22 protein-coding genes and 4 pseudogenes are annotated in these 22,659 nt (G+C 34.3%); 10 read left to right on the forward strand and 16 right to left on the reverse strand.

Features of this window, described 5'->3' with window-relative positions; all coding sequences use genetic code 11:
- Nucleotides 1-95: 95 nt before the first annotated feature.
- From SAGCYANO_RS25540 to SAGCYANO_RS25575, 8 genes are all read right to left on the reverse strand, one after another.
- Nucleotides 96-266, reverse strand: coding sequence for a hypothetical protein (locus tag SAGCYANO_RS25540; RefSeq protein WP_237396682.1), 171 nt, complete (start codon nt 264-266; stop codon nt 96-98).
- A 149-nt stretch (nt 267-415) separates the two neighbouring features.
- Nucleotides 416-556, reverse strand: coding sequence for a hypothetical protein (locus SAGCYANO_RS25545; RefSeq protein ID WP_202222659.1), 141 nt, complete (start codon nt 554-556; stop codon nt 416-418).
- Nucleotides 557-678: 122 nt separating this feature from the next.
- Nucleotides 679-924, reverse strand: a complete 246-nt coding sequence (locus tag SAGCYANO_RS25550; RefSeq protein WP_202222660.1) for a hypothetical protein — start codon at nt 922-924, stop codon at nt 679-681.
- Nucleotides 925-1,153: 229 nt separating this feature from the next.
- Nucleotides 1,154-1,342, reverse strand: a complete 189-nt coding sequence (locus SAGCYANO_RS25555) for a hypothetical protein (RefSeq protein WP_202222661.1) — start codon at nt 1,340-1,342, stop codon at nt 1,154-1,156.
- Nucleotides 1,343-1,777: 435 nt separating this feature from the next.
- The gene (locus SAGCYANO_RS25560; protein WP_375339994.1) at nt 1,778-2,344 is read right to left on the reverse strand and encodes a M23 family metallopeptidase; all 567 of its coding nucleotides are present in this window, start codon (nt 2,342-2,344) and stop codon (nt 1,778-1,780) included.
- A gap of 617 nt (nt 2,345-2,961) precedes the next feature.
- Nucleotides 2,962-3,270 (reverse strand): hypothetical protein, encoded by a 309-nt coding sequence (locus SAGCYANO_RS25565; RefSeq protein ID WP_202222662.1) that lies wholly within the window; start codon nt 3,268-3,270, stop codon nt 2,962-2,964.
- Between the two features lie 82 nt (nt 3,271-3,352).
- A complete protein-coding gene (locus SAGCYANO_RS25570) occupies nt 3,353-4,135 on the reverse strand; it encodes a sensor histidine kinase (RefSeq protein WP_202222663.1) in 783 nt (260 codons plus the stop codon).
- Nucleotides 4,057-4,719, reverse strand: coding sequence for a GAF domain-containing protein (locus SAGCYANO_RS25575; RefSeq protein WP_202222664.1), 663 nt, complete (start codon nt 4,717-4,719; stop codon nt 4,057-4,059). The genes SAGCYANO_RS25570 and SAGCYANO_RS25575 overlap by 79 nt, the downstream gene beginning before the upstream one ends.
- Before the next feature lie 726 nt (nt 4,720-5,445).
- On the opposite strand from SAGCYANO_RS25575, the gene SAGCYANO_RS25580 reads away from it, so the two are divergent.
- The 7 genes and pseudogenes from SAGCYANO_RS25580 to SAGCYANO_RS25605 all read left to right on the forward strand — a co-directional run.
- Nucleotides 5,446-5,829: a hypothetical protein gene (locus SAGCYANO_RS25580; RefSeq protein WP_202222742.1), complete on the forward strand. Its 384-nt coding sequence runs from the start codon at nt 5,446-5,448 to the stop codon at nt 5,827-5,829.
- Between the two features lie 782 nt (nt 5,830-6,611).
- Complete coding sequence (gene nfi / locus SAGCYANO_RS25585) at nt 6,612-7,271, forward strand: deoxyribonuclease V (RefSeq protein ID WP_202222665.1); 660 nt, start codon at nt 6,612-6,614, stop codon at nt 7,269-7,271.
- 232 nt (nt 7,272-7,503) lie between these two features.
- Entirely contained in the window at nt 7,504-9,333 is a 1,830-nt protein-coding gene (locus SAGCYANO_RS45620) for an N-6 DNA methylase (protein WP_237396684.1), read from the forward strand.
- Nucleotides 9,273-10,568 carry a type ISP restriction/modification enzyme gene (locus tag SAGCYANO_RS45625; RefSeq protein WP_237396686.1) on the forward strand — a complete coding sequence of 432 codons (1,296 nt, stop codon included), beginning with the start codon at nt 9,273-9,275 and terminating at the stop codon, nt 10,566-10,568. The genes SAGCYANO_RS45620 and SAGCYANO_RS45625 overlap by 61 nt, the downstream gene beginning before the upstream one ends.
- A gap of 259 nt (nt 10,569-10,827) precedes the next feature.
- Nucleotides 10,828-11,982 (forward strand): glycosyltransferase, encoded by a 1,155-nt coding sequence (locus tag SAGCYANO_RS25595; protein ID WP_202222666.1) that lies wholly within the window; start codon nt 10,828-10,830, stop codon nt 11,980-11,982.
- A 642-nt stretch (nt 11,983-12,624) separates the two neighbouring features.
- Nucleotides 12,625-12,792, forward strand: a pseudogene (locus SAGCYANO_RS45630) (element excision factor XisI family protein); the annotation flags it as partial.
- A gap of 831 nt (nt 12,793-13,623) precedes the next feature.
- A pseudogene (locus tag SAGCYANO_RS25605) lies at nt 13,624-14,058 on the forward strand (Uma2 family endonuclease); the annotation flags it as partial.
- Between the two features lie 7 nt (nt 14,059-14,065).
- Here SAGCYANO_RS25605 and SAGCYANO_RS25610 read toward each other — a convergent pair.
- From SAGCYANO_RS25610 to SAGCYANO_RS25635, 6 genes and pseudogenes are all read right to left on the reverse strand, one after another.
- Nucleotides 14,066-14,341, reverse strand: a complete 276-nt coding sequence (locus SAGCYANO_RS25610) for a hypothetical protein (RefSeq protein ID WP_202222667.1) — start codon at nt 14,339-14,341, stop codon at nt 14,066-14,068.
- Between the two features lie 125 nt (nt 14,342-14,466).
- On the reverse strand, nt 14,467-14,652 hold the full coding sequence (locus SAGCYANO_RS25615; RefSeq protein WP_202222743.1) for an element excision factor XisH family protein: 186 nt from the start codon (nt 14,650-14,652) through the stop codon (nt 14,467-14,469).
- Between the two features lie 148 nt (nt 14,653-14,800).
- Nucleotides 14,801-14,890: an element excision factor XisH family protein gene (locus tag SAGCYANO_RS50640; RefSeq protein WP_202222668.1), complete on the reverse strand. Its 90-nt coding sequence runs from the start codon at nt 14,888-14,890 to the stop codon at nt 14,801-14,803.
- A gap of 577 nt (nt 14,891-15,467) precedes the next feature.
- The gene (locus tag SAGCYANO_RS25625) at nt 15,468-16,106 is read right to left on the reverse strand and encodes a methyltransferase domain-containing protein (protein ID WP_202222669.1); all 639 of its coding nucleotides are present in this window, start codon (nt 16,104-16,106) and stop codon (nt 15,468-15,470) included.
- Between the two features lie 387 nt (nt 16,107-16,493).
- Nucleotides 16,494-16,808 (reverse strand): XisI protein, encoded by a 315-nt coding sequence (locus SAGCYANO_RS25630; protein WP_202222670.1) that lies wholly within the window; start codon nt 16,806-16,808, stop codon nt 16,494-16,496.
- Nucleotides 16,796-16,900: pseudogene (locus tag SAGCYANO_RS25635) on the reverse strand (fatty-acid oxidation protein subunit alpha); the annotation flags it as partial. The gene SAGCYANO_RS25630 and the pseudogene SAGCYANO_RS25635, both read right to left, overlap by 13 nt.
- A gap of 412 nt (nt 16,901-17,312) precedes the next feature.
- Between SAGCYANO_RS25635 and recQ the strand changes: the two are divergent.
- Together recQ and SAGCYANO_RS48050 are read left to right on the forward strand one after the other, a co-directional pair.
- Nucleotides 17,313-19,503, forward strand: a pseudogene (recQ, locus tag SAGCYANO_RS50645) (DNA helicase RecQ).
- A gap of 82 nt (nt 19,504-19,585) precedes the next feature.
- The gene (locus SAGCYANO_RS48050; RefSeq protein ID WP_255502703.1) at nt 19,586-19,714 is read left to right on the forward strand and encodes a hypothetical protein; all 129 of its coding nucleotides are present in this window, start codon (nt 19,586-19,588) and stop codon (nt 19,712-19,714) included.
- A 629-nt stretch (nt 19,715-20,343) separates the two neighbouring features.
- On the opposite strand, the gene SAGCYANO_RS25645 is transcribed toward SAGCYANO_RS48050, so the two are convergent.
- Nucleotides 20,344-20,955 carry a DUF3318 domain-containing protein gene (locus tag SAGCYANO_RS25645; protein ID WP_202222671.1) on the reverse strand — a complete coding sequence of 204 codons (612 nt, stop codon included), beginning with the start codon at nt 20,953-20,955 and terminating at the stop codon, nt 20,344-20,346.
- Here SAGCYANO_RS25645 and SAGCYANO_RS25650 point away from each other — a divergent pair.
- Nucleotides 20,912-21,061, forward strand: a complete 150-nt coding sequence (locus SAGCYANO_RS25650; protein ID WP_202222672.1) for a hypothetical protein — start codon at nt 20,912-20,914, stop codon at nt 21,059-21,061. The genes SAGCYANO_RS25645 and SAGCYANO_RS25650 overlap by 44 nt on opposite strands.
- Nucleotides 21,062-21,359: 298 nt before the next feature.
- Here the strand turns inward: SAGCYANO_RS25650 and SAGCYANO_RS25655 are convergent, their stop codons facing one another.
- Complete coding sequence (locus SAGCYANO_RS25655) at nt 21,360-21,932, reverse strand: hypothetical protein (RefSeq protein WP_202222673.1); 573 nt, start codon at nt 21,930-21,932, stop codon at nt 21,360-21,362.
- Nucleotides 21,933-22,659: the final 727 nt, after the last annotated feature.

The raw sequence follows: 22,659 nt of genomic DNA on the forward strand, positions 1-22,659 counted from the left end.
TTATTCATTATTCATTGTTGAACTGACCATGATTCACCTTCAGATGTTGAGGCTATATCTGTCCTACCTAAATCAATTCCTATTATTTTATTTGTTTACTTTGGCTCCGGAATAATATGATTAACATGAATGTTTATATAGTAAGTTCCATCATTTCTTTTAGTTAAGACTGCTGAAGTAGGCTTACTACCTTTTAATATTCCACGTTGATAATTACCGATTAATAACTCAAATTTTGTGCGCTTACTCAAAAGCTTTAAACTCACAATCCATTTCTTTGTATCTAAACTAAATGTTCTACTGTCGTAATCAACTGATGTTGGTGCAAAAGGTAATTCTTTTTAATATGATTAGTAATAGAAGTTTTGCGATTAGAACATACTCGCCTAATTGTATGAATTGTAGTTTGTGCTGATCACTGAAACTTTTCTCTAACTGTACCGTAAATTAAAGCTTGCATTGCCACATTATTTGTCAGTTTTTTGTCACTGTTTTTGTGTATATACTGACAAGCATTAGCAAAGCTTTCCATAGTGGCTTCTATTTCTTTTACCACTTCCTTTTAATATTCCACGTTGATAATTACCGATTAATAACTCAAATTTTGTGCGCTTACTCAAAAGCTTTAAACTCACAATCCATTTCTTTGTATCTAAACTAAATGTTCTACTGTCGTAATCAACTGATGTTGGTGCAAAAGTTAATTCTTTTAATATGATTAGTAATAGAAGTTTTGCGATTAGAACATACTCGCCTAATTGTATGAATTGTAGTTTGTGCTGATAACTGAAACTTTTCTCTAACTGTACCGTACATTAAAACTTGCATTGCCACATTATTTGTCAGTTTTTTGTCACTGTTTTTGTGTATATACTGACAATCATTAGCAAACATTTCCAGAGTGGCTTCCATTTCTTTTGCCACTTCCTTTTAATATTCCACGTTGATAATTACCGATTAATAACTCAAATTTTGTGCGCTTACTCAAAAGCTTTAAACTCACAATCCATTTCTTTGTATCTAAACTAAATGTTCTACTGTCGTAATCAACTGATGTTGGTGTAAAAGTTAATTCTTTTTAATATGATTAGTAATAGAAGTTTTGCGATTAGAACATACTCGTCAAAGTCGCGTGAATTGTAGTTTGTGCTGATCACTGAAACTTTTCTCTAACTGTACCGTACATTAAAGCTTGCATTGCCACATTATTTGTCAGTTTTTTGTCACTATTTTTGTGTACATACTGACAAGTATTTGCAAACATTTCCATAGTGGCTTCCATTTCTTTTGCCACTTCTGGGCTGACCTTTAATTTACAGGATATAGTTGTTATTTGCTTCATTATTATACGATACTTCAAATGGCAAAAATATCAATCAACAATGAAGCTTCATTTTATTTGAAATTAAAAATTCCTCCCGGCACTGAATCATAAGACATCTCCAGAAAAGAGGCAGTAGGCAGTAGGCAGTAAAGGGAAATAATTGATATATCTAGTGTGATAATTGATTTTATTTTTTATTATTGGAGATGTCTATAGATTACAATGCGGGACTCCTTTTTGAAATTTAGTTGAAGATCGAAATTTGAAGTTTTCGATGAACTCCTACCCCCTTTTTTCCTTTTTAAATAGCTATCAGCTATTAGTGCTTCAGCTATCAGCCAAAAAAGGTAGTGCATATAATTAGGTATCTGTTTGCGTAGCTTTGCGCGGAAAGCTGACCGCTGAACTGCTGAATTGTTGTTTGCGCAGCATTCCACCAGGAAAGGCTTTTAATTATCTACCTTGTAAACCTGATAAATTCCTGGTTTGTTGAGCATACATCTCTCGTAAAATTAAACCAGGGTCTACCCAACGACCCCCATATTTCAAACCCCAATGAAGATGGGGGCCACTGGTTCTACCAGTCATTCCCACTCTCGCTATTCGAGTCCCGGCGGGTAGAACTTGACCTTGAAGTAGCATAATTCCACCACCACGATCTACTAAATAACGACGTCCACCATGAGTTTCTACTCTTCCTTGAACGTGGCAGTAAACGTGTTCCCAATAACCTGACTTAACAACAATACCAGTACCACATCGCCTATCTTCCCAGACTTCTACAACTTTGCCTGCCCACCAATTTCGGATGTAGCTTCCCCTGGGTGCTGCTAGGTCTAACCCATAATGAAATCCCCCTCCTCTAGGGCCAAAAGGGGATGTATATCCTTGAAAGTTTTCGACTGGGAAGGAAGCATTTTGCCAGTTATTGACGTAGGCTATTTGTTGATTATTAATTTTGGGTTCTTGAGCTGTGACTAATTCTTGTTTGAGTCCTGTGGTGGTGAAGCCAACTCCAATAATTCCTAGTAATAGTAAAATTTTTTTGAACTTTTAAAATACTGCTTGATAGGATTAGATACCAAGGGCAAACCAAGGGGGATTGGATTTGACATGGTTTTTATTCACTCCTCAATTTCTTGTGACCAGGGATGATTTGACGCATCTGAAGATTCTGAGGAATTGTATCACAATTTCACCATGTTGCCATTAGTAAATAGTATTGTTAGGTATTGACAAATCTATGAGCTGGTCTTAAGAAATTTCGAGGCTAACGCTAAATATAGAGAACAAAAACTATAGTGCTACATATATTTGACACTCCACGGGATAAATTCGCGTGGATTCTAAAGGTAGTTTCAACACCGGATAAATCCACCTGTTTAAACTACTCATTAGTTTAGGGACTGTCATTGACCCCTACCTTTAAATCAACTACATCCATTACCGAAAAATTGTGGGTATGCGCCTCCCCTTGATCGGGGATAATAAGCGGTCGTTTGCGGAGCAGTCCGTTAGGATGGGATGGCGAGGTCTCGGAGCCATATCCAATCGACCAAGAGAAGAAAAATTTTCATCTCTTTGTCAATCCTATCCGTTTCAAGGATAGGTAATTATTCATTATTCATTATTCATTATTAATTGTTGAAAGATACAGCTTTCTCAGTGACTTGAGTCCGGGGAGTAGTCAATTCTAACGGCAAACGTTTAAATTTTTTAACTTTAGTCAAAGCGCAGGTATTACGAATAGTTTGGTTAATCCACATTGAACCTATTTCAATATGATCAAAATCCTTACTCGTATACTTGCGACGAACTGAAGTATCTACTTTCAGCAAGGTGTTAGCTACTTCAGTATTGAGCAAAGTTAATCGCTCAAATTCAGCAGCTTTACAAGCATTAAGCCGATAAAAAGGTAGTTTTAGTGTCAAAGTTAATTTACTCATGGCATGATAATAACATCACCCTAAACACTTGTGTAGGATACTACTTCCCTCTTCATATCAGTATCTTCCTTCTCACAAAATTTCAAGTTGGTATTTCAATTACAAATTCTGCTCTTTTTTCAGGAGAAGAAATACATTTTATTCTCCCTTCATGTTGTTCAACAATAATTTGATAACTGATTGATAGTCCTAAACCTGTGCCTTGACTTACTGGTTTGGTTGTAAAAAAGGGGTCGAATATTTTAGAGTAATTTTCCTCTGTTATACCCAAGCCATTATCAGAAATATAAATCCCGAGCCAATCATTTTGTAATTTTTCTGTTCTGATAGAAATTTTTGGTTGTTCTTTTCCAAATTTATTCTGAGAAAATTTTATTTCTAGTGCATCAATGGCATTATTAATAATATTCATTATTGCTTGCTTTAATGCATTAGGATAACAATTAACTAGAGACAGTTCGCTATAATCTTGAATGACTTTAATCTGAAACAATGGATTTTGTAAACGTGGTTGAAGAATTAGTAATATACTGTCAATAATTACATGAATATCTACAGATATTATTTTTTTATCTAGGCGGGAGAAAACTTGTAGTGATTTAACAATTTTATTAATACGGTTTGCCCCTCTTTCGATTGAATCTAATAACTTGGGTAAGTCTTCTTCAATATAATCCAATTCAATTTCTTCAATTTTGTCTGCAACTTCATTGGGTAAATTTGAAGAATTTTTATGCAAAAGATTAACTAAATCTAATAAATCTTTAGTATAGTTATCAAGGTGATTTAAATTACCCAAAATAAAGGTGACAGGATTATTAATCTCATGAGCAACTCCGGCAACCATTTCTCCCAAACTAGACATTTTTTCCGCCTGAATGAGTTGAGCTTGAGTCTTTTCAACTTTTTAAGAGTTCTTTGTAAGTAAATATTTTGCTTTTTTAAGGCTTTTTTAGATGATTGATGCTCAATTTCAGCTGCAGAGCGAGTAGCAATTACTTTTAAGATAGATTTTTGTTGTTCATAATCATGTTTTAAAGGTTTAGTATCTAAACCTCCAACATGACCGACATTTTTTCCATGACTATCTACAATAGAAATACCTAAATAACTTTCAGCTTGCAAAGTTAATAAATCTCTATCTTCTGGGAATAATTGTTGAATTGAATGGGGATAAATTTGCAGACCTGTTTCATAAACGGTACTACAAGGAGTTCCTTCTATATCGTATTTAAAATTAGGTATAAACCTGTCTCCTGACCAAAAAGCTAATACCTTAATTTGTGGTCGAGTACTGTCTATAAATTCTCCAATAAATCCATATTTTATTTGCAAAACTTGAGCCAGGTATTTAGCACAAGCCTGAAAAAAATCTTCGCCGATTTTAGATGCAATTCCTGCAACAATGAGTTTGAGATTATATTCCGATTCAAAATTATGATTTGTCATTACATTATTCTATGATTCTAGATACTATTTATATATTTTTTCTGGATGTGTAAATCATACTTTTGCTATTTATTTAAGTTCATTAAGTATTAATTATGAGATATTTAGTAATCATTTTTTACAGAATAGTTAAGGTTTAAAGCCTCTCCTTTAAAGGGGAAAAAAGCGATTGTTGCGTAGCTTCCCGAAGGGTGAGATGGCGTTTTGCTGGCGCATAACTACGTTAACGGCTGTCGCCCATGACAAACGGAAAAAGCGGAGCGAATCTGATAATATCGGGTCTCTTCGCAATATCCATCAGACCAAGAGAAGACAAAATTTTCATCTCTTTGTCAATCCTCTTCTTTTTAAGGAGAGGTAATAATTAATAATTAATAATTAATAATTAATAATTAATTGTTGAACCGATATTTGTCTTATTAAGTATTTTTAAGATTAAGATATAATCCAGAGCTACATTTTACCCGTCTAGTTATTTTTTCATCACCTAATTGGACGTTATTAAAACCGCTCGTCAACTATTATTCTGTTTGTTTGGCAATTATATTAACTTGTTCTAGATGTAATCCTAATTTAAGTTATTTTTCTAATCTAGCAACAACAGATAATATCAATTATCTAACTTCAGTTTAATTGAATACTTAAAATATAATCATCGCTGAAATTTGTTATAATTCAGGAATTTAATATTTTGACGAAAAATAAAATATAAGATTTTAAAAAATGATACTAGAAGAAATTTTTCCCTTTAGATTGGCCATAGATGCCACAGCGATCGCAGGTGCATCTCTCTGGTCTTTGGCCTTATATTGGGGTTTTTCCCCTCTGAGTGAGTGGGTGACGTTACAACTTAACCGTTGGTTTAATTTTGCAGAAAGAGCATTGTATACATCTGAGAAAGAATTTGAAAGGACGCGTAAAGCAAGAGAATCTCAGAACGCTTTTTATGCTTCTATTTTTAGTATTGTGCCTTTTTTAATTGTAGGAAGTTTGTGCAATTGGGGTGTAGAAATTGGTTTAGATAAAAGTTGGTCAATTAGTATTGGGATAATTGTTTGTGTAATCTGCGGTGTTTATGAGTTAGGAAGAAGAGATAGTAAATCTTCTTAAAGAAGGGAATAGTTTAATAATTAATAATTAATAATTAATAATTAATAATTAGGGCTTGCTGATTAAATCTGAAAGCATTGACTGATATTGGTTTGAATAATTTTAGGTGCTGAAATAGCAGCTTTTCGGTTGATGGAGCTCAAAAAGTGAAGATTTTGGAGTCATTATGACAGAAAAAGTAAGGGTAGATTATGAATGACCAGTTCTTCAGCTAACTCCCCGTTCATCCTAACTCTTCACTACTCCCTACCATAGCAAAAAGACTTTATTCAGCAAGCCCTAATTATGGTTTAAAACCTCCTCTTTTAAGGGAAAAAAAAGGGTGCATCTCATATTTGCAAACAATACTTTTTTTCTATATATATTCCCTGTTCCCTGTTCCCTAAAAACGATAATTTTTTGGCTTTATTCAAAATTGAGATGCACCCAAAAAAAAGAAATAATATTTCCTGATATTCAATTCCGTAACGGTTTTAACCAGAGGTAATTATCAATTATCAATTATCCATTAATGAACTTTCCTTGAAAGCGGATAGGATTGACTAAAAGGAAAAATTTTTATCTCTTGGTCTCATGGATATGGCGAGGTCTCCTCGCCATCCCACCCTAGGGGAAACTGCGCTACGACCGCTTGTTTCTCCTTTAAAGGATAGGCTTTAAACCTTAATTATTCGGTAATATTAGGAGCAGGATAGGAAACAAGTAAAAAATATTTACCCCGTCAACTGTACCTCATAACTTTGGAAATTGCTGTAGCTGAATTATCAGGCTATATATATATTATGAAAATAGACCAAAAGTTTCCTTTTCCTACTGATGTAGAAACAGCGATCGCTCTGCAACAACAACTCCGTCATCAAGTAATAACTGAAGACCAATTTGGAACTATTAAATATGTAGCTGGTATTGATGTTGGTTATAGTGATTCAGATAAGATTACTCAAGCAGCAGTAGCAGTTTTAAGTTTTCCACAATTGGAATTATTAGAAAAGTCTATAGTTAAACGTCCTACTTCTTTTTCTTATGTTCCTGGATTATTATCTTTTCGAGAAATACCTGCTATTTTAGATGCTCTAGAAAAGCTAAATATTACTCCTGAATTATTGCTTTGTGATGGTCAAGGATTGATTCATCCTCGTCGATTTGGTATAGCTTGTCATTTAGGAGTTTTAGTTAATATCCCTAGTATTGGTGTAGCTAAATCTCACTATATTGGTCAATATAATTCTGTGGGTTTAGAAAGGGGGAATTGGCAAACAATAATAGATGAAGAAGAAGTTATTGGTGCAGTTGTGAGAACTCGTACTGGAGTTAAGCCAATTTATGTTTCAACTGGTCATAGAATTAGCTTAACAACTGCCATAAATTATGTGTTGAAATGTACTACTAAATATCGATTACCTGAAACAACTCGTTGGGCTGATAAATTAGCTTCTAATTAAGAAGGAAGAAGGAAGAAGGAAGAAGGAAGAGGGAAAAAATAACTTAAAAAGTTGTAAGCTATTGGTAGTAGACTGACACAGCTAAAACTGTGCATTAGCTTTTAACTTGAAAATTCTTACTTTTGACTTTTGACTTTTGACTTTTGAATTGAATCTAATGCACTGTTTAAGATGAAACAATCCACTACGTCTGTATTGACTGATAACTGTTAACTGATAACTGATAACTGAAATGGCTACTCTCAACCTCAAACCTACTCATAAACCAGTCAAATTATATTACCAAACTTTAAATAAGTTTATACAGTTGGGGGCCGTTAATGAAGGGGCGGTAAAAGTTGCTTTTGCGGACTTGCTAACTGCTTGTTGTCAACAGTTTAACTGGACGTTGTTACAAGAAAATAGCATTCCATTAACTAAGAAAAAACTAATCCGAGTTGATGGGTTATTAGTTAGAGATGATACTCTTAAACATGGCATTTGGGAAGCTAAAGATACCGAAGATGATTTAGCTAAGGAAGTACAAAAGAAATTTGCTAAAGGTTATCCCAAAGATAATATTATTTTTCAGTCTCCCGAACGGGTGATTATTTGGCAAGGAGGAAAACAGGTTTATGATGAAGAAATTACGAAACCGGAAGCTCTGGTAGAAAGTCTCAAGTTATTTTTTGAATATCGCCCACCCCAGATAGAAAATTGGGAAAAAGCAGCTACAGAATTTGGGGAAAGAGTTCATAATTTAGGGAAAAAATTAGTTGAGTTAATTCAGAGTCAACGCAAAACTAATAAAAAGTTTATTGCTGTGTTTGACGGGTTTAGTAATATTTGCCGTCTGTCGATTAATCCGAATATTTCTGATGCAGCGGTGGAAGAGATGTTGATTCAGCATTTACTAACGGAACGAATTTTTCGCCAGATTTTTGATAATCCAGATTTTACTCAGCGGAATATTATTGCGGTGGAAATTGAGAAGGTGATTAATGCTTTAACCTCGAAGTCTTTTAGTCGGAATCATTTTTTAGAGGAGGTAGATTATTTTTATTTGGCATTGGAAGAAGCGGCTAAAACTATTAAGGACTATAGCGAAAAACAGCATTTTTTAAACACGGTTTATGAGAAGTTTTTCCAAGGGTTTGCTGTTAAGGTTGCTGATACTCATGGCATTGTCTATACTCCCCAGTCTATTGTTGATTTTATGGTAAAAAGTGTTGATGAGATTTTGAAAAAAGAGTTTAAGAAATCTCTCAGCCATAAAGGGGTACATATTCTCGATCCGTTTGTGGGAACGGGTAATTTTCTGATGCGGGTAATGCGGGAAATTAGGAAAACTTCTCTACCTGATAAATATAAGGATGAGTTGCATTGTAATGAGGTGATGTTATTGCCTTATTATATTGCTTCGATGAATATTGAGCATGAATATTTAGAAGCAACGGGTAAATATCAGCCCTTTGAAGGGATTTGTTTGGTTGATACTTTTTCGGTTCAAGAAGCGTTACAGTTAGATTTTTTTACTCCAGAAAATACTCAACGGGTGCAACGACAGCAAGATTCAAAGATTTTTGTGGTTATTGGAAATCCTCCTTATAATGCGTGGCAACAAAATGAGAATGATAATAATAAAAATCGGAAGTATGAAGAGGTAGATCGACGGGTAGCTCAGACTTATTCTAAAGACTCAAAAGCAACTTTAAAAAATTCTCTTTCAGACCCTTATGTAAAAGCTTTTCGTTGGGCTGCGGATAGAATTAAAGATGAGGGAATTGTGGCTTTTGTCACTAATAGTAGTTTTATTGATGCGATTGCTTTTGATGGGATGCGACAACATTTAGCCAAAGATTTTAGTCAGATTTATGTTTTAGATTTGGGGGGTAATATTAGAAAGAATAATAGCAATAAAGCTATTTATAATGTTTTTGATATTAAGGTTGGGGTTAGTATTAATCTGTTAATTAAAAGAAGGAAAATAAAAAATATCAATGTCAAATTTACTATGCAAATGTGGGTGAGTTTTGGCGAAAAGAGGAAAAATATGCTTATTTGGAAAAATGTCAGCATTTAGGTGGGGTTGACTGGCAAGAAATTAAACCAGACAAAAAAAATACCTGGTTAACGGAAGGATTGCAAGCTGATTTTGAAACTTTTATCCCAATGGGAAGTAAGGAAACTAAAGCTGCAAAGGGAAAAGTAACCGATACTATTTTTAAATTATTTAGCAACGGAGTAAAAACTAATCGTGATGTTTGGGCTTATAATTTTAATCCTGATGAATTAGCAGAAAATATTCAACAGGCGATCGCTACTTATAATGAACAAGTAAGAAAATGGCAGGGTTGTCAAGACAAATCTGTTAAAGTCGATGATTTTGTCACTTATGATGATACTAAAATTAGTTGGTCTTCAACTTTAAAAAACCATTTGAAGCAAGGAATTATCGTAGAATATGACCAAAATCATATTAAAGAGTCTCTCTATCGTCCTTTTTCTAAATCTTTTCTCTATTTTGATGCAAACTTAAACGATCGCCGAGGTCAATTTCCCTACATATTCCCTACCCCGGATACTGAGAAAGAGAATCGGGTAATTTGTGTCACCAATCATACTCAAATTCCTTTTTTAGTTCAAATAACAGATTTGATTCCTTCTTTGGATGTTGGAGGACGTCCTGGTCAATGTTTCCCTTTCTACACCTACGACGAAGATGGAAACAACCGCCAAGAAAATATCACTGATTGGAGTTTAGACACCTTTCGCCAAGAATACCAAGACGCCATGATCGCTAAATGGGATATCTTCTATTATATCTACGCTCTTTTACACCATCCCACCTACCGAGAAAAATACGCCGATAACCTCAAACGAGAATTACCCCGCATACCCTACGCTCCAGACTTTCAAGGATTTGCCAATGCAGGAAAACGCCTCGCCGAAATTCACATCAACTACGAACAACAACCCGAATACCCCTTAACATTTATCGAGAATGAAGAAGTTCCCTTAAATTGGCGAGTCGAAAAAATGAAACTCAGCAAAGATAAAACCCAATTAACTTATAACGACTTTCTTACCTTAGCTGATATTCCGCCAAAAGTCTTTGAGTATCGTCTCGGTAATCGTTCCGCTTTAGATTGGATTATCGATCGCTACCAAGTAAAAGTAGACAAACGCAGTGACATTGAAAATGACCCCAACCGCTTAGACGACGAACAATATATTGTCCGATTAATTAGTCAAGTAATTACAGTTAGTTTAGAAACTGTAAATATTGTCAATAACTTACCGTCCCTCAAGGAGTAGGGGAGCAGGGTAGGGACGTTGCATGGAACGTCCGTACGGGAGTAATTTTTTTGCCCCACTCTTACCCAAAATGCCAACTTTTTGAGCATGAAGAGCTGAAAACCAGGTACTTTTTCAATACCATTAATTGGTCAAACCTTTATCTGCAAATGCTTTGAGATTTAATCAGCAAGCCCTACATAATTAAATATGGTTTATCGATCTAAAAAATACTATAAAATCAAAAGTTGTTCTATTTTTAAATATTTAAAAGTCTATTGTGGAAATAAAATATGCTCTTGTTCACGAATGGTTAACACCGAAAGCAACTGGTGGTTCAGAACTGGTTGTTAAGGAAATTCTCAAACATATTAATGCAGATTTATATGCTTTAATTGATTTCGAGTCAACCAATCCTGAAAGTTATCTTTATCAACGTAAAATAGGCAAAACATTTTTACAACATTTGCCTTTAGCTCGTAACGGAGTACAAAAATATTTACCTCTATTACCAATAGCAATTGAACAATTAGACTTGCGAGAATATGATGTAATTTTATCTTCTTCTCATGCAGTGGCTAAAGCTGTTATTACTACACCCTATCAACTACATATTTGTTATTGTCATACGCCAATGCGTTATGCTTGGGATTTAACTTTTGACTATCTAAGTAGTAGTAAATTAGGTAAAGGTATTCCTGGTATTTTTACCAGATATCTTTTACATAGACTCAGAGAATGGGATGTAATTTCTGCTAACCGAGTAGATTATTTTATTGCTAATTCTCAACATACCGCCCGCAGAATTTGGCGTTGTTATCGACGCGAAGCTGAGGTGATTTATCCGCCAGTAAATGTGGAAAAGTTTCCTTTTCAATCTCAAAAACAAGATTTTTATCTGACAGTTTGTAGATTAGTGAGCTACAAAAAAATATCTTTAATTGTCAAAGCTTTTAATCAGTTGGGGCGAGAATTAATAGTCATTGGTGCTGGTGATGAATTAAATAAATTACATCATCTTGCTAAACCCAATGTAAAAATTATTGGTTGGCAACCTGAAGAAGTAGTTGCTAAATATATGTCAGAAGCAAAAGGTTTTATTTATGCTGCTTGTGAAGATTTTGGTATGGCTTTAGTAGAGGCACAAGCTTGCGGAACACCTGTTATTGCTTATGGGGTTGGTGGAGCGACAGAAACAGTTTTAGATATGAGAAAATATCCAGATTCAGCAACGGGTTTATTGTTTTCTGAACAAACAGAAAAAGCTTTGGTTGAGGCGGTGGAAAAATTTGAAAATTCTCAGGAATATTTTCAGCCGGAAATTATCAGAAAGCACAGTGATAAATTTTCTAAAACAGTATTTCAAAAGCATTATTTAAGTTTTGTGGAAAAGTGTTACGAGGGAAAAGGTAATGGTTCAATAATTGATAATTGATAATTGATAATTGATAATTACCTCTCTCTAAAAGAAACTATCTCTTACAAGGAACTCCTGAAAACCTTGTGTTACCCACCCTAACCCCTCCCAGGAGGAAGGGGAGTAGGGAGCAGGGGAGAAAGGAGAAAGAATCATAGTAGATAGGAAAAACTACTTAAGTTATCAAAAAAATCTACTTTTTAATACACTTTTTCTCTGGCAAAAATCTTTGAAAGGCTAGTAAATAACTTGTCTATAATGTCTAGATTTTATGTTAAGAAAGATGTTTATAAAGCATAGCTAAAAGGAAGAGGATTGAATAAAAGAAAAAAATAATTTTTTCCCCTTGAAAGGGAAGGCTTTAAACCTGAATTATTTAATTATTTAATTATTAATTATTTGGTAACGAGCAAAATATTTTGTAAGCATTTCCTGCGGAATGCTGCGCAAACAGCTATTAGCTGATGGCTGACGGCTGAATGCTTACAATATTTTTTATCATAAAAATCAAATTAGAGATTGTTTGTCAAATAACTATGAGGAAATTATTCAATGGATAAGTTAGAAAGTTATCGTTCCTGCATTGAAATTTTGTTAGAAAAGTATGCTCAATTTCCAACTGAAAATAAAGAGGTAGAAAATTAACTATTTTTTGACCAAAGACGAAATCATTATCAATTTATGCGAGTAGGTTGGAAAGATTTAGAACGAATTTACTATACCGTTTTACATTTTGATATTAAAGATGGAAAAATTTGGCTTCAGCAAAATGCAACTGAGAGTGATGTAGGTCATTTCAGTTATCAGTTATCAGTTATCAGTTATTAGTCAGTACAGTTTAGTTTTAGTAATATTTTAGTAAGCAGTCAGCAGTCAGCAGTCAGCTATCAGCTATTACTTAATTGTCTTTTAAGTAGGAATTAGTATTGATATATTTCAGGAGAATTAATCAGTTATCAGTTATTAGTCAGTACAGTTTAGTTTTAGTAATATTTTAGTAAGCAGTCAGCAGTCAGCAGTCAGCTATCAGCTATTACTTCATTGTCTTTTAAGTAGGAATTAGTATTGATATATTTCAGGAGAATTAATCAGTTATCAGTTATTAGTCAGTACAGTTTAGTTTTAGTAATATTTTAGTAAGCAGTCAGCAGTCAGCAGTCAGCTATCAGCTATTACTTCATTGTCTTTTAAGTATAGCAATCAGGAATCAGTTGTGAGAATTGAGATGTTCCTTAAAAGTATAGAATATAGCAATTATTATACTTAGGACTTAGGCAGATACGCTATATATAGCGCTCAAAACTATTGGACAATAGTCTTTGAACTCTATAAATAGTGCCTTTGCGTAAGTGCTGATATTTATATAATCTGTTTTTTTCTTCTTCCCTGTTCCCTGTTCCCTGTTCCCTGTTCCCTGTTCCCTGTTCCCTGTTCCCTAAAAGTTTGCAATATCTCACAACTCAAGTCATATTGCTATAGGAATTAGTATTGATATATTTCAGGAGAATTAATCAGTTATCAGTTATTAGTCAGTACAGTTTAGTTTTAGTAATATTGGTGATTGCTAATAGCTGAATACTTACATATTTTATTAATACAAAGTATTGTAAATTTATTAGTTTTTGATAAAATAGAGTACAAAATTGATAACAATTAACTATGAGAACTATTTTAGATTTAAAGCCATTAATTACATTAACAAAAGAAGATTTTTATCAACTCTGTAAAGTTAATCCAGAGGTATCATTATAACTTAGTCGTAATGGAGAATTGATTATTATGTCGCCTTTAGGTGGAGAAAGTGGTAATCAAGAAGCTAATTTAATTGCTGATGTTATTATTTGGAATCGAAAAACTCAATTAGGATTTTTATTTAGCTCTTCAACAATATTTAATTTACCTAATGGTGGTAGTCGCTCTCCTGATGTTTCATGGGTAAGACGAGAAAAATGGGAAGCTTTAACTCCTGATGAAAGGAAAAAGTTTCCACCTATTTGTCCTGATTTTGTGATTGAATTACGCTCTCCTAGCGATAGATTAAAACCTCTACAAGAAAAAATGAAAGAATATTTAGATTGTGGTTTGAGATTAGGATAGTTAATTAATCCTCAAGATAAAACTGTAGAAATTTATCCTCATTCTCATTTCCTACAATTCCATTGGTAATAGCTAATCCTGCCTGAGTCATTGCCAAACCCTCTAAATTTGTCTCAGCTTTCGCTAGTTCCAAACCTTTTAGATAGTGTTCTCTGGCTAATCTATTCAATCCAATTTGTTGATAAACTTTTCCTAAGAGTTGATAGATGGCAGTAGATTCAACACCATCCTTAATTGCAGTTTTCAGCAAGGCGATCGCTTCATTATAAACTTCATTCAAGCATTAGAGATGAAGCAAAAGTTGCTGGTAGCTGAACATCCTGATATTGCCAACAGCTGTAAGATTTGATGAGTTCAAGACTTTCAATTCATATCAAATCCGGTAGCATCGGTGTTATTCAGTATTTAAAGATAAGAGTAGGGGCGAATGGCATTCGCCCCTAACCATTGTACGACGACGTAAGTAATGAATTTTCCAACCGCAGTGTGAAACTCAGAAATTGTTGAAGCTGCCAAAAAAGTTTTAATTTCAACAGCAATTTTTTCATCATCTCTTGTTCCAGCAATTAACTTTTCTGCACCTAAATATATCTAAAAATCAACAAATCCTAAATCAATACGATAGGGGTCTTCAATAATTAATAATTAATAATTAATAATTAATAATTACCTCTTCTTTTCAAGGAGAGGATTGACTAAAAGGAAATTTTTTTCTTGTTTCTCCTTTAAAGGAGAGCCTTCAAACCTTAATTATTCGGTGAGTTATTCTCCAACCCTGATTCTCAAGAGCAGTTCTAACAAGCTGATGAAAAATATCTTTTGCAGGCATTGTACCGTTTTACGGAAGTTAAAATTCAAAAGTCAAAAGTAAGATTTTATGGCATTGCTAAATTAAGGTATGAAAGTAGGTTTATAAGAAATAGGGAACAGTTAATATTAACAAGTAGTTCAAACCATCCAAAATACAAAATCCAAAATACAAAATTATCAAATCATACCCAGAATCAGCAACCCCGATTTTATAGGCTCAAAACTTTGACTGATAACTGATAACTGATAACTGATAACTGATTTGTTGGGTTGCGCTGGCGCTTAACCCAACCTACAATATAATAAATTATTAAAGTTAATTAGGGTTTGCTGAAAAAGTCTGTTAGTGAAGGAAAGGAACAGGGAACAGGGAACAGTTTAAACTATCTGCTACGGTCAAATTTTCGGCATTGTCAGGGTCAAAACTTTATCATTTTGAGACAACAATAGCCAAAAACATTGTTGGCGATGTTTCAAGGGTGGCTATCCTACATAAACTAACTGTTTTTCCCTCGTTTCCTGATTCCAATTCACATCTTGGCCAATCAGATTCACGCGATAATTTTTAGCTCCCTCAACCTGGTGCCAGCGCAAAGTTACAGACTTGGTTTGAGATAAAACCATTTCATAACTGTTGGGCGCCCTTCTGATAATAGTCGTCTGCGATCGAGTAATCCGTAATCTTGTAATTCCTCATAACAGTAAGAACAATTTGCCTTGATAACATGGCTTATACTTTCAATAACAGTGATCGAATGAGTACCAGAAAAGCATTTTCGCAATGTAGAGGAAATACTAGGATCAATAAAATCATGTATTTCAATTAATAAATCACAGTTCGCAAAGAAGGAAACATCTTGTTGTGTAAATAGTTGTTTTTCATATCCTTCACAGTCACTAATAATCAGAGCTTTTTTTGTAAATGGAATACTTTTAAGGGTATTTAGATCACAGAAAGATCCAGTAGTTACTCTATCAGCTACATTGTTAATTTGAGCCATTTGTCTACATAAATCTATTGCTTGACTCTTTATATCATATGCAAAGACTCTAGCAGTAGGTATTCGCATTGCTAAACCAACTGCATAATATCCTTCTGCACACCCTATATCAACTATTTCACTATAATCCGTGTTACATATTTTGCCTATAATCTGATGAAGTTCTGATTCATATGAACCTACAATTTTAGGGATTAAAGCACTACCAACTGATTTCTGGTCAGGATATTTCATCCCTTTAAAAGGACCGTGTTTAACGATTAAGTCAGGAGATATTGATAAAACTTCATCTTTATGATTAACAACCTGTTTACAGTTTGGTTCTTGTAAAATAATCCTTTCAGACTTAACAAATTCCGAAGCCCGAACTACAGTATTATAAAGTATTCTCCAACCAATATCATTTTGGAGAATTTGGGAAACAGTATATTTGAAAAAGATTTCATTATTTTATCTTTTATGACATAGTGATTTGAGCTTCAACTACTTTACCAGAAATTGGCCTAATACTAATTCTAGAGAAGCTGTTACGAAGTGCCAACTCCAACTAAAACCATTGCTAGACAAAGCTTGTATAATACCAATTTTCAGTAGTGCATCAGCAAAGTGTAGGATAGGTAATCAGATCATTTTAGGTGGATGATAGGCCAAAACAATATCCTGCGCTGGAACTCCTTTTTCTATTAATTGGTCGGCGATCGCTTTTTCAGTCCCATCATGTTGTACCCAGATTTTTCCATCCATAATATCGACATGAATAGAACAACCATAAATTCTGGTATTGTTATTTCTCCACCCTAAATTTACCATTTGATAATGTTCTCCTTCGTGGTCAAAAACCGTTTGACTTTTGATGGGGTCATTAGGGGAACGTAACTTAGCTCTTGCTGTTAGTAATTCCTGAATTAATTGACGATATAAATCTAATTTATCCATTGAGCGATCGCCTCCTTTTCAATGTCATAAATAATTAAGGGAATTTGGTTACGACTAATTACAGTTTGAATAAATGCATACTTGAAAAAGCGTTTATATAGCGTTTCTCAAATTGTTGAGAAATGGATTAGATCCCCCTACCCCCAGATCCCCTAACCCCCTTAGTAAGGGGGAACTGCTTAAAGTGAGGTTTCAAAGTCCCCCTTTTAAGGGCAAGGGAGGTTTCAAAGTCCCCCTTTTTAAGGGGGATTTAGGGGGGTCGTAAATGTACCTCATTTTTATGATAAATGCTATAAATCTCTAAAGGAATTGCTAAATACAATAGCAGGCATTGTACCGTTTTACGGAAGTTAAAATTCAAAATTCAAAAGTAAAAAGTAAAATTTTATAGGCTCAAAACTTTGACTGATAACTGATAACTGATAACTGATAACTGATTTGTTGGGTTGCGCTGGTGCTTAACCCAACCTACAATATAATAAATTATTAAATTAATTATAGCTCATGTCGGTGCAAAACCAAACAAAACTTAATCAACCATCTTTAGAAAAACATCTAAAAATTACTTTGGTTATGATTCATTTCGCCCAGGGCAAAACAAATTATTGAAACAGCACTTCAACAAAAAGATATGCTAATTGTTATGCCTACTGGTGGGGGAAAATCTTTATGTTTTCAATTACCTGCATTACTCAAACCAGGCTTAACAATAGTAGTATCTCCTCTGATTTCTTTGATGCAAGACCAAGTGGCAAGTTTACAAGATAATGGTATTGCTGCAACATTTTTAAATAGCAGTCTTGGACTGACAGAAACTCGAAAACGAGAAACAGATATTATGCAGGGCAAAATAAAACTTTTATATGTTGCTCCAGAGAGATTATTATCAGAGAGATTTTTACCATTTTTAGAGTTAATTAATACTCAACAAAGTATCTCTACTTTTGCCATAGATGAAGCTCACTGTGTTTCAGAATGGGGTCATGATTTTCGCCCGGAATATCGACAGTTACAAATGTTACGAGAAAGTTATCCAGATGTGCCGATGATGGCTTTAACTGCTACGGCGACAAAACGAGTCCGGGGAGATATTATTGCTCAATTAAATTTACAGCAACCTTATGTTCATATTGCTAGTTTTTCCGTTCAAATTTATATTATGAAGTCCGCCAAAAAACTAATGCTAAAAATACTTTTGCTGAAACATTGCAGATAATTAGAAAAATTGGTGGTTCGGGAATAGTCTATTGTAATAGTCGAAAAAAAGTTGATGAAATTGCTTATCAATTACGACAAAATCGTGTATCTGCTTTACCTTATCATGCTGGAATGGATGATGAGGAAAGAGCTATTAATCAAACTAAATTTATCCGAGATGATATTGATGTAATTGTGGCAACTGTGGCTTTTGGTATGGGTATTAATAAGCCAGATGTCAGATTTGTAATTCATTACGATCTGCCGAAAAATATTGAGGGTTATTATCAGGAAACTGGGAGAGCGGGTCGAGATGGGGAACCTGCTAAATGTACTCTATTTTTAGTTATGGTGATAAAAAAGTATTGAATATTTAATTGCTCAAAAACTTGATGAACAAGAACAAAGAATTGCTCATCAACAGTTAAGGCGAATTCTTGATTATGCTGATGCTACTGATTGTCGCCACCGAATTTTATTAGGCTATTTTGGTGAAGATTTGCCCGAAAATTGTGGAAATTGCGATAATTGTAAATATCCTAAACCAATAGAAGATTGGACTATTGAAGCAATGAAGTTTTTGTCCTGTGTAGCGAGAACTAAGGAACGGTTTGGTATGAATCATATTATTGATGTTTTAAGAGGTTCTAAAAATCAGAGAATTTTAGAGAAAAAACATGACCAACTTTCTACTTATGCTATTGGTAAAGATAGAAGTGCTGATGAATGGAAACATTTAGCAAAATCTCTCTTGCATCAAGGTTTAATGGATGAAACAACTGATGGTTATTCAGTGTTGAAACTTAATCAAAATAGTTGGGATGTAATGGGGCGAAGAAAAAAGGTAGAAATTGCTATAGAAAAGAAACGTAAAATTGAAAAAACTACTACTTCTTTAGCTGCAGATGAACAACGATTATTTGAAGAATTGCGGGCATTACGGAAACGAATTGCTGATGAAGAAAATGTGCCTCCTTATGTGGTATTTCCAGATACAACATTACAACAAATGGCACAGAAACGACCTCAAACTTTGGATGAATTTATGAATATTTCTGGAGTAGGTAGTCGGAAACAAGATAAGTATGGCAAAAAGTTTATTGAGGCTATTAGAAATTATTGTGCAGAGAATGGTTTACCTAGTAATTCGGAACCTATTCGAGAATTAGCAAAAGTTGTAGATAATGTTCCTTCTTTTACTCAAATAGAAACATTAGAATTGCATAAACAAGGATTAAGTATTGATGCTATTGCTAATCAAAGAGGAATTAGTTCTGGTACTGTTACTGGTCATTTAGCTGAATTAATAGAAAAGGAGCAACCAGTAGATATTGATAAATTAGTAACACCCGAACATCAGGAAAAAATTATTGCTGCAATAGAAGAAGTAGGAGATGGAGCATTGAAACCTATTTATGAATATTTACAAGAACGTTATAGTTATAATGAAATTAAATTAGTTAGAGCATATTGGCGGAGCGATCGCTTAGATTTTTAGTAATTAATAATTAGGGTTTGCGTATGGAAAGTCTTTTAGTAGGGGTAGGAGAAAACCCCTCCCAGGAGGCAGGGTCTATTTATTGTCACGCTTAGAAAAATTTATGGGGAGATGGGGGATGGGGGGATGGGGAGGTGGGGAGGTGGGGAGGTGGGGAGGTGGGGAGATGGAGAGATTTGTATATTTGCATAATTTTTTGTATTTCTTATGAATATTCTCGCTACGACAAAGAATTAGCCCTGCTCCCAGGAGGGGAGGGGAAGACAGGAGACAGGAGACAGGAGACAGGAGACAGGAGACAACCCACCCCTAACCCCTCCCAGGAGGGGAGGGTCAATTTATTGTCGTCAGAGAAAAAGGAGGAGGGGGTGGGGAGTGTGGGAGGTGTGGGAAGTGTGGGAAGGACAGGATCTCAAAAAAAATAGGGTTGCAAATATTCTCGCTACGACAAAGAATTAGCCCTGCTCCCAGGAGGGGAGGGGAAGACAGGAGAAATGGGAATGAGCGAGGAGGTAGGATTCAACAATTAATAATTAATAATTAATAATTACCTCTCAAAAGAAAACGGAATTGATTGACTAATAATGAAAAATTTTTCTTGTTTCTCCTTATAGAGCTACAGCTAGCGGCGCAGTCAAGGAGAGGATTTTTACCTTAATTATTCGGTAAGAAGTGCCAAAGTATTTTCCGACTCCCTATTCCCCAGGGAGCAAGATGGTCCCACTACAATTTACAGCATATTTCGGGCAAATGAGGTACAGGGTAAATGATGAAAATATTGTAGTGCGGGCATCTTGCCCGCGATAGGTGTACCTCATAACAACGGGAAATGCTGTACAATTATTCTTTCCTCACATTTTCCGGTACTCCTACTGGAGATAAACCAGCGATCGCTTTTAAATTTTGACACCTAACTAACTCGGTAAAGTTTAAATTATTACGCCCTTCAATTTTGGCTACATTTTCTATTCCTTGTAATAAATAATTTGCTGCTTCAGCTTCTTGATAACCTCGTCTTGTTGCTACTCTAATTGCCATTTCATCTGCTGCTAATTCTGTTTGTGTACTATGATTATTTTGCCAAATTTTGATTAAACCAATTGTACTTAAACCACCAGCAACTAATATTCCTACTACATCTGCTTCGCTCAATTGGGAAATTACTCCTATTAAACCAACTGCAAAAATACCTTGATTCAAATTAGGTTTAAACCATTGAATTTCACATAACCAATTGACAGTTCGTAACATGATTAAATCTCGTTGTTCTTTGGGTAAGTTCATCCATAAGTCAAAATTTAGATAGATTACCCGGTCATTTTTCCAAGGTAAAGGAAAGGTTGTTTTAATAATTATAGGTTGCTCTGGTTTTCCAACTATTTTTGTCATCATTCGCCCAGAAGCAGGCATGATATCTAATAAGCGGCTAGTTTCAGAAATTTCTGTATTCATAATTTTTAAATTAAGGAAGAAGGAAGAAGGAAGAAGGAAGAAGGAAGAAAGAAGAAGGAAGAAGGAAGAAGCAAGAAGGAAAAATATAATTTTGCCTGAGTTTTAGAGGGTATCTAAAAAGTTTTTTGATACTGAATTTTGCCCCCCGAGCAAGCCAACTTTGGGGGGAACAAGAGTCAATTTGCTTGCTCTAGTCCCCCTTTTATCCCCCTCCCGTCCCCCTTGGAAATCCCTCCCGTCCCCCTTAGAAAGGGGGAAGCCAGAGGATGCTTCGCTTTTTGTTGAACGGGGGATGCGCGGGGGCTTGGATGTAGCAAATAGGACTTTTCAGACAACCTCTTAAGCTATCTATCTGTCCTAATCTTTCCTTCGACTGCTATCAGCATTATTTTTTTTAATTGGAATTAAACTGCTTTTAAACTACTTGATAAAATTTGCAAAACTTGGGTAATTTTTTCTGTTTTTGCTTCTGTGGCACTAATTAATAATAAAAATACATTTCTATCAATCTGACGGGCTAAAATTATTCCACTTATCGGTTGTGTATTATTATTTATTGTTAAACTACCACTCCAAGGTAAAGTAATTTCTCCTGGTTTAATTATTTGAAATTCTTGTGGTTGAAAACCTTCGCCTCTAGCAAATTCATTTATGGCAATTATCGCTAAAGTTTGATTATCTAATTGTTGTAAATTAACTTGAGGTTTGACTACCACAGTATAAGCTAAATTTCCTTCTGGCGATTCAAATACTGGTACGCCTGCAATAATTTTTTGTTGATAACCTTCTATAATTCCAATCTCAAATTTACTATCTTTATATGAGCGAGAACTCAAAGCGATCAATGCATTAGTAATGTCTTCAGCTTGGGCTGGTTTAAGTAAGGATATTTGATGCCAATTTCCGACAATATAGTTGAAAATAAATAAAGTTAGAGCTGTTAATAATCCTATACTAATTAAGCGCCATTTTTTCATATATATAGCCATCCTATTTCAGTTATCAGTTATCAGTTATCAGTTGTAAAAATATCTTTGAATTTAGGGAACAGGAGTAAAAGTTTCAGATTTTTTATATATCCTTAGATTTCTGACAAATTATTTGGAATTACTATTTTAAACTTCCAAATTAATTTTTTGCTGTAAATTCTCATCATTATAGTCAGAATGATTTAGGTATACATTATCTGAAAAAAATTTGTATAGCAGAAGGAAGGAGGAAGGTTAATATTACATACAGCATATTTCTGGCAAATAATGTACAGGTTGGAATGGTAAAATTATTGCAGTGCGGGCATCTTGCCCGCTAGATGTGTACCTGATAACAGCGGGAAGTGCTGTAAGTCAAGAGTACTGATAAACATCTGGTAAAAATCAAAAATAAAATCAATTTTTATCTATAAATTATCAATTATTTTTCCCTATTTTCTATTCCCTCCTTTCTGGAAATATCTAATGGCAGTGCCTATAAATTATCAGTTAAATTCCTCAGAATATTCAACTATTAACCTATCACCTAAAACCTACCACCTATAAACCTAAAACTTAAATTGGAGATATCTAATGGCAATGGCTATAAATTATCAGTTAAATTTCTCAGAATATTCAATTATTAACCTATCACCTAAAACCTAAAACCTACCACCTATAAACCTAAAACTTAAATTGGAGATATCTAATGGCAATGGCTATAAATTATCAGTTA

The organism is Okeania sp. KiyG1, assembly GCF_014132355.1.
In the GTDB taxonomy this organism is placed as follows: Bacteria; Cyanobacteriota; Cyanobacteriia; order Cyanobacteriales; family Microcoleaceae; genus Okeania.

Bases quoted from the DNA above. Each gene is read 5' to 3' on its own strand.
- SAGCYANO_RS25555 (WP_202222661.1), bottom strand. From the start codon at position 1,342: ATGAAGCAAATAACAACTATATCCTGTAAATTAAAGGTCAGCCCAGAA.
- SAGCYANO_RS25565 (WP_202222662.1), bottom strand. From the start codon at position 3,270: ATGAGTAAATTAACTTTGACACTAAAACTACCTTTTTATCGGCTTAAT.
- SAGCYANO_RS25570 (WP_202222663.1), bottom strand. From the start codon at position 4,135: ATGTCTAGTTTGGGAGAAATGGTTGCCGGAGTTGCTCATGAGATTAAT.
- SAGCYANO_RS25575 (WP_202222664.1), bottom strand. From the start codon at position 4,719: ATGACAAATCATAATTTTGAATCGGAATATAATCTCAAACTCATTGTT.
- nfi (WP_202222665.1), top strand. From the start codon at position 6,612: ATGAAAATAGACCAAAAGTTTCCTTTTCCTACTGATGTAGAAACAGCG.
- SAGCYANO_RS45620 (WP_237396684.1), top strand. From the start codon at position 7,504: ATGGCTACTCTCAACCTCAAACCTACTCATAAACCAGTCAAATTATAT.
- SAGCYANO_RS50640 (WP_202222668.1), bottom strand. From the start codon at position 14,890: ATGCCTGCAAAAGATATTTTTCATCAGCTTGTTAGAACTGCTCTTGAG.
- SAGCYANO_RS25625 (WP_202222669.1), bottom strand. From the start codon at position 16,106: ATGAAATATCCTGACCAGAAATCAGTTGGTAGTGCTTTAATCCCTAAA.
- SAGCYANO_RS25630 (WP_202222670.1), bottom strand. From the start codon at position 16,808: ATGGATAAATTAGATTTATATCGTCAATTAATTCAGGAATTACTAACA.
- SAGCYANO_RS25650 (WP_202222672.1), top strand. From the start codon at position 20,912: ATGATATCTAATAAGCGGCTAGTTTCAGAAATTTCTGTATTCATAATT.
- SAGCYANO_RS25645 (WP_202222671.1), bottom strand. From the start codon at position 20,955: ATGAATACAGAAATTTCTGAAACTAGCCGCTTATTAGATATCATGCCT.
- SAGCYANO_RS25655 (WP_202222673.1), bottom strand. From the start codon at position 21,932: ATGAAAAAATGGCGCTTAATTAGTATAGGATTATTAACAGCTCTAACT.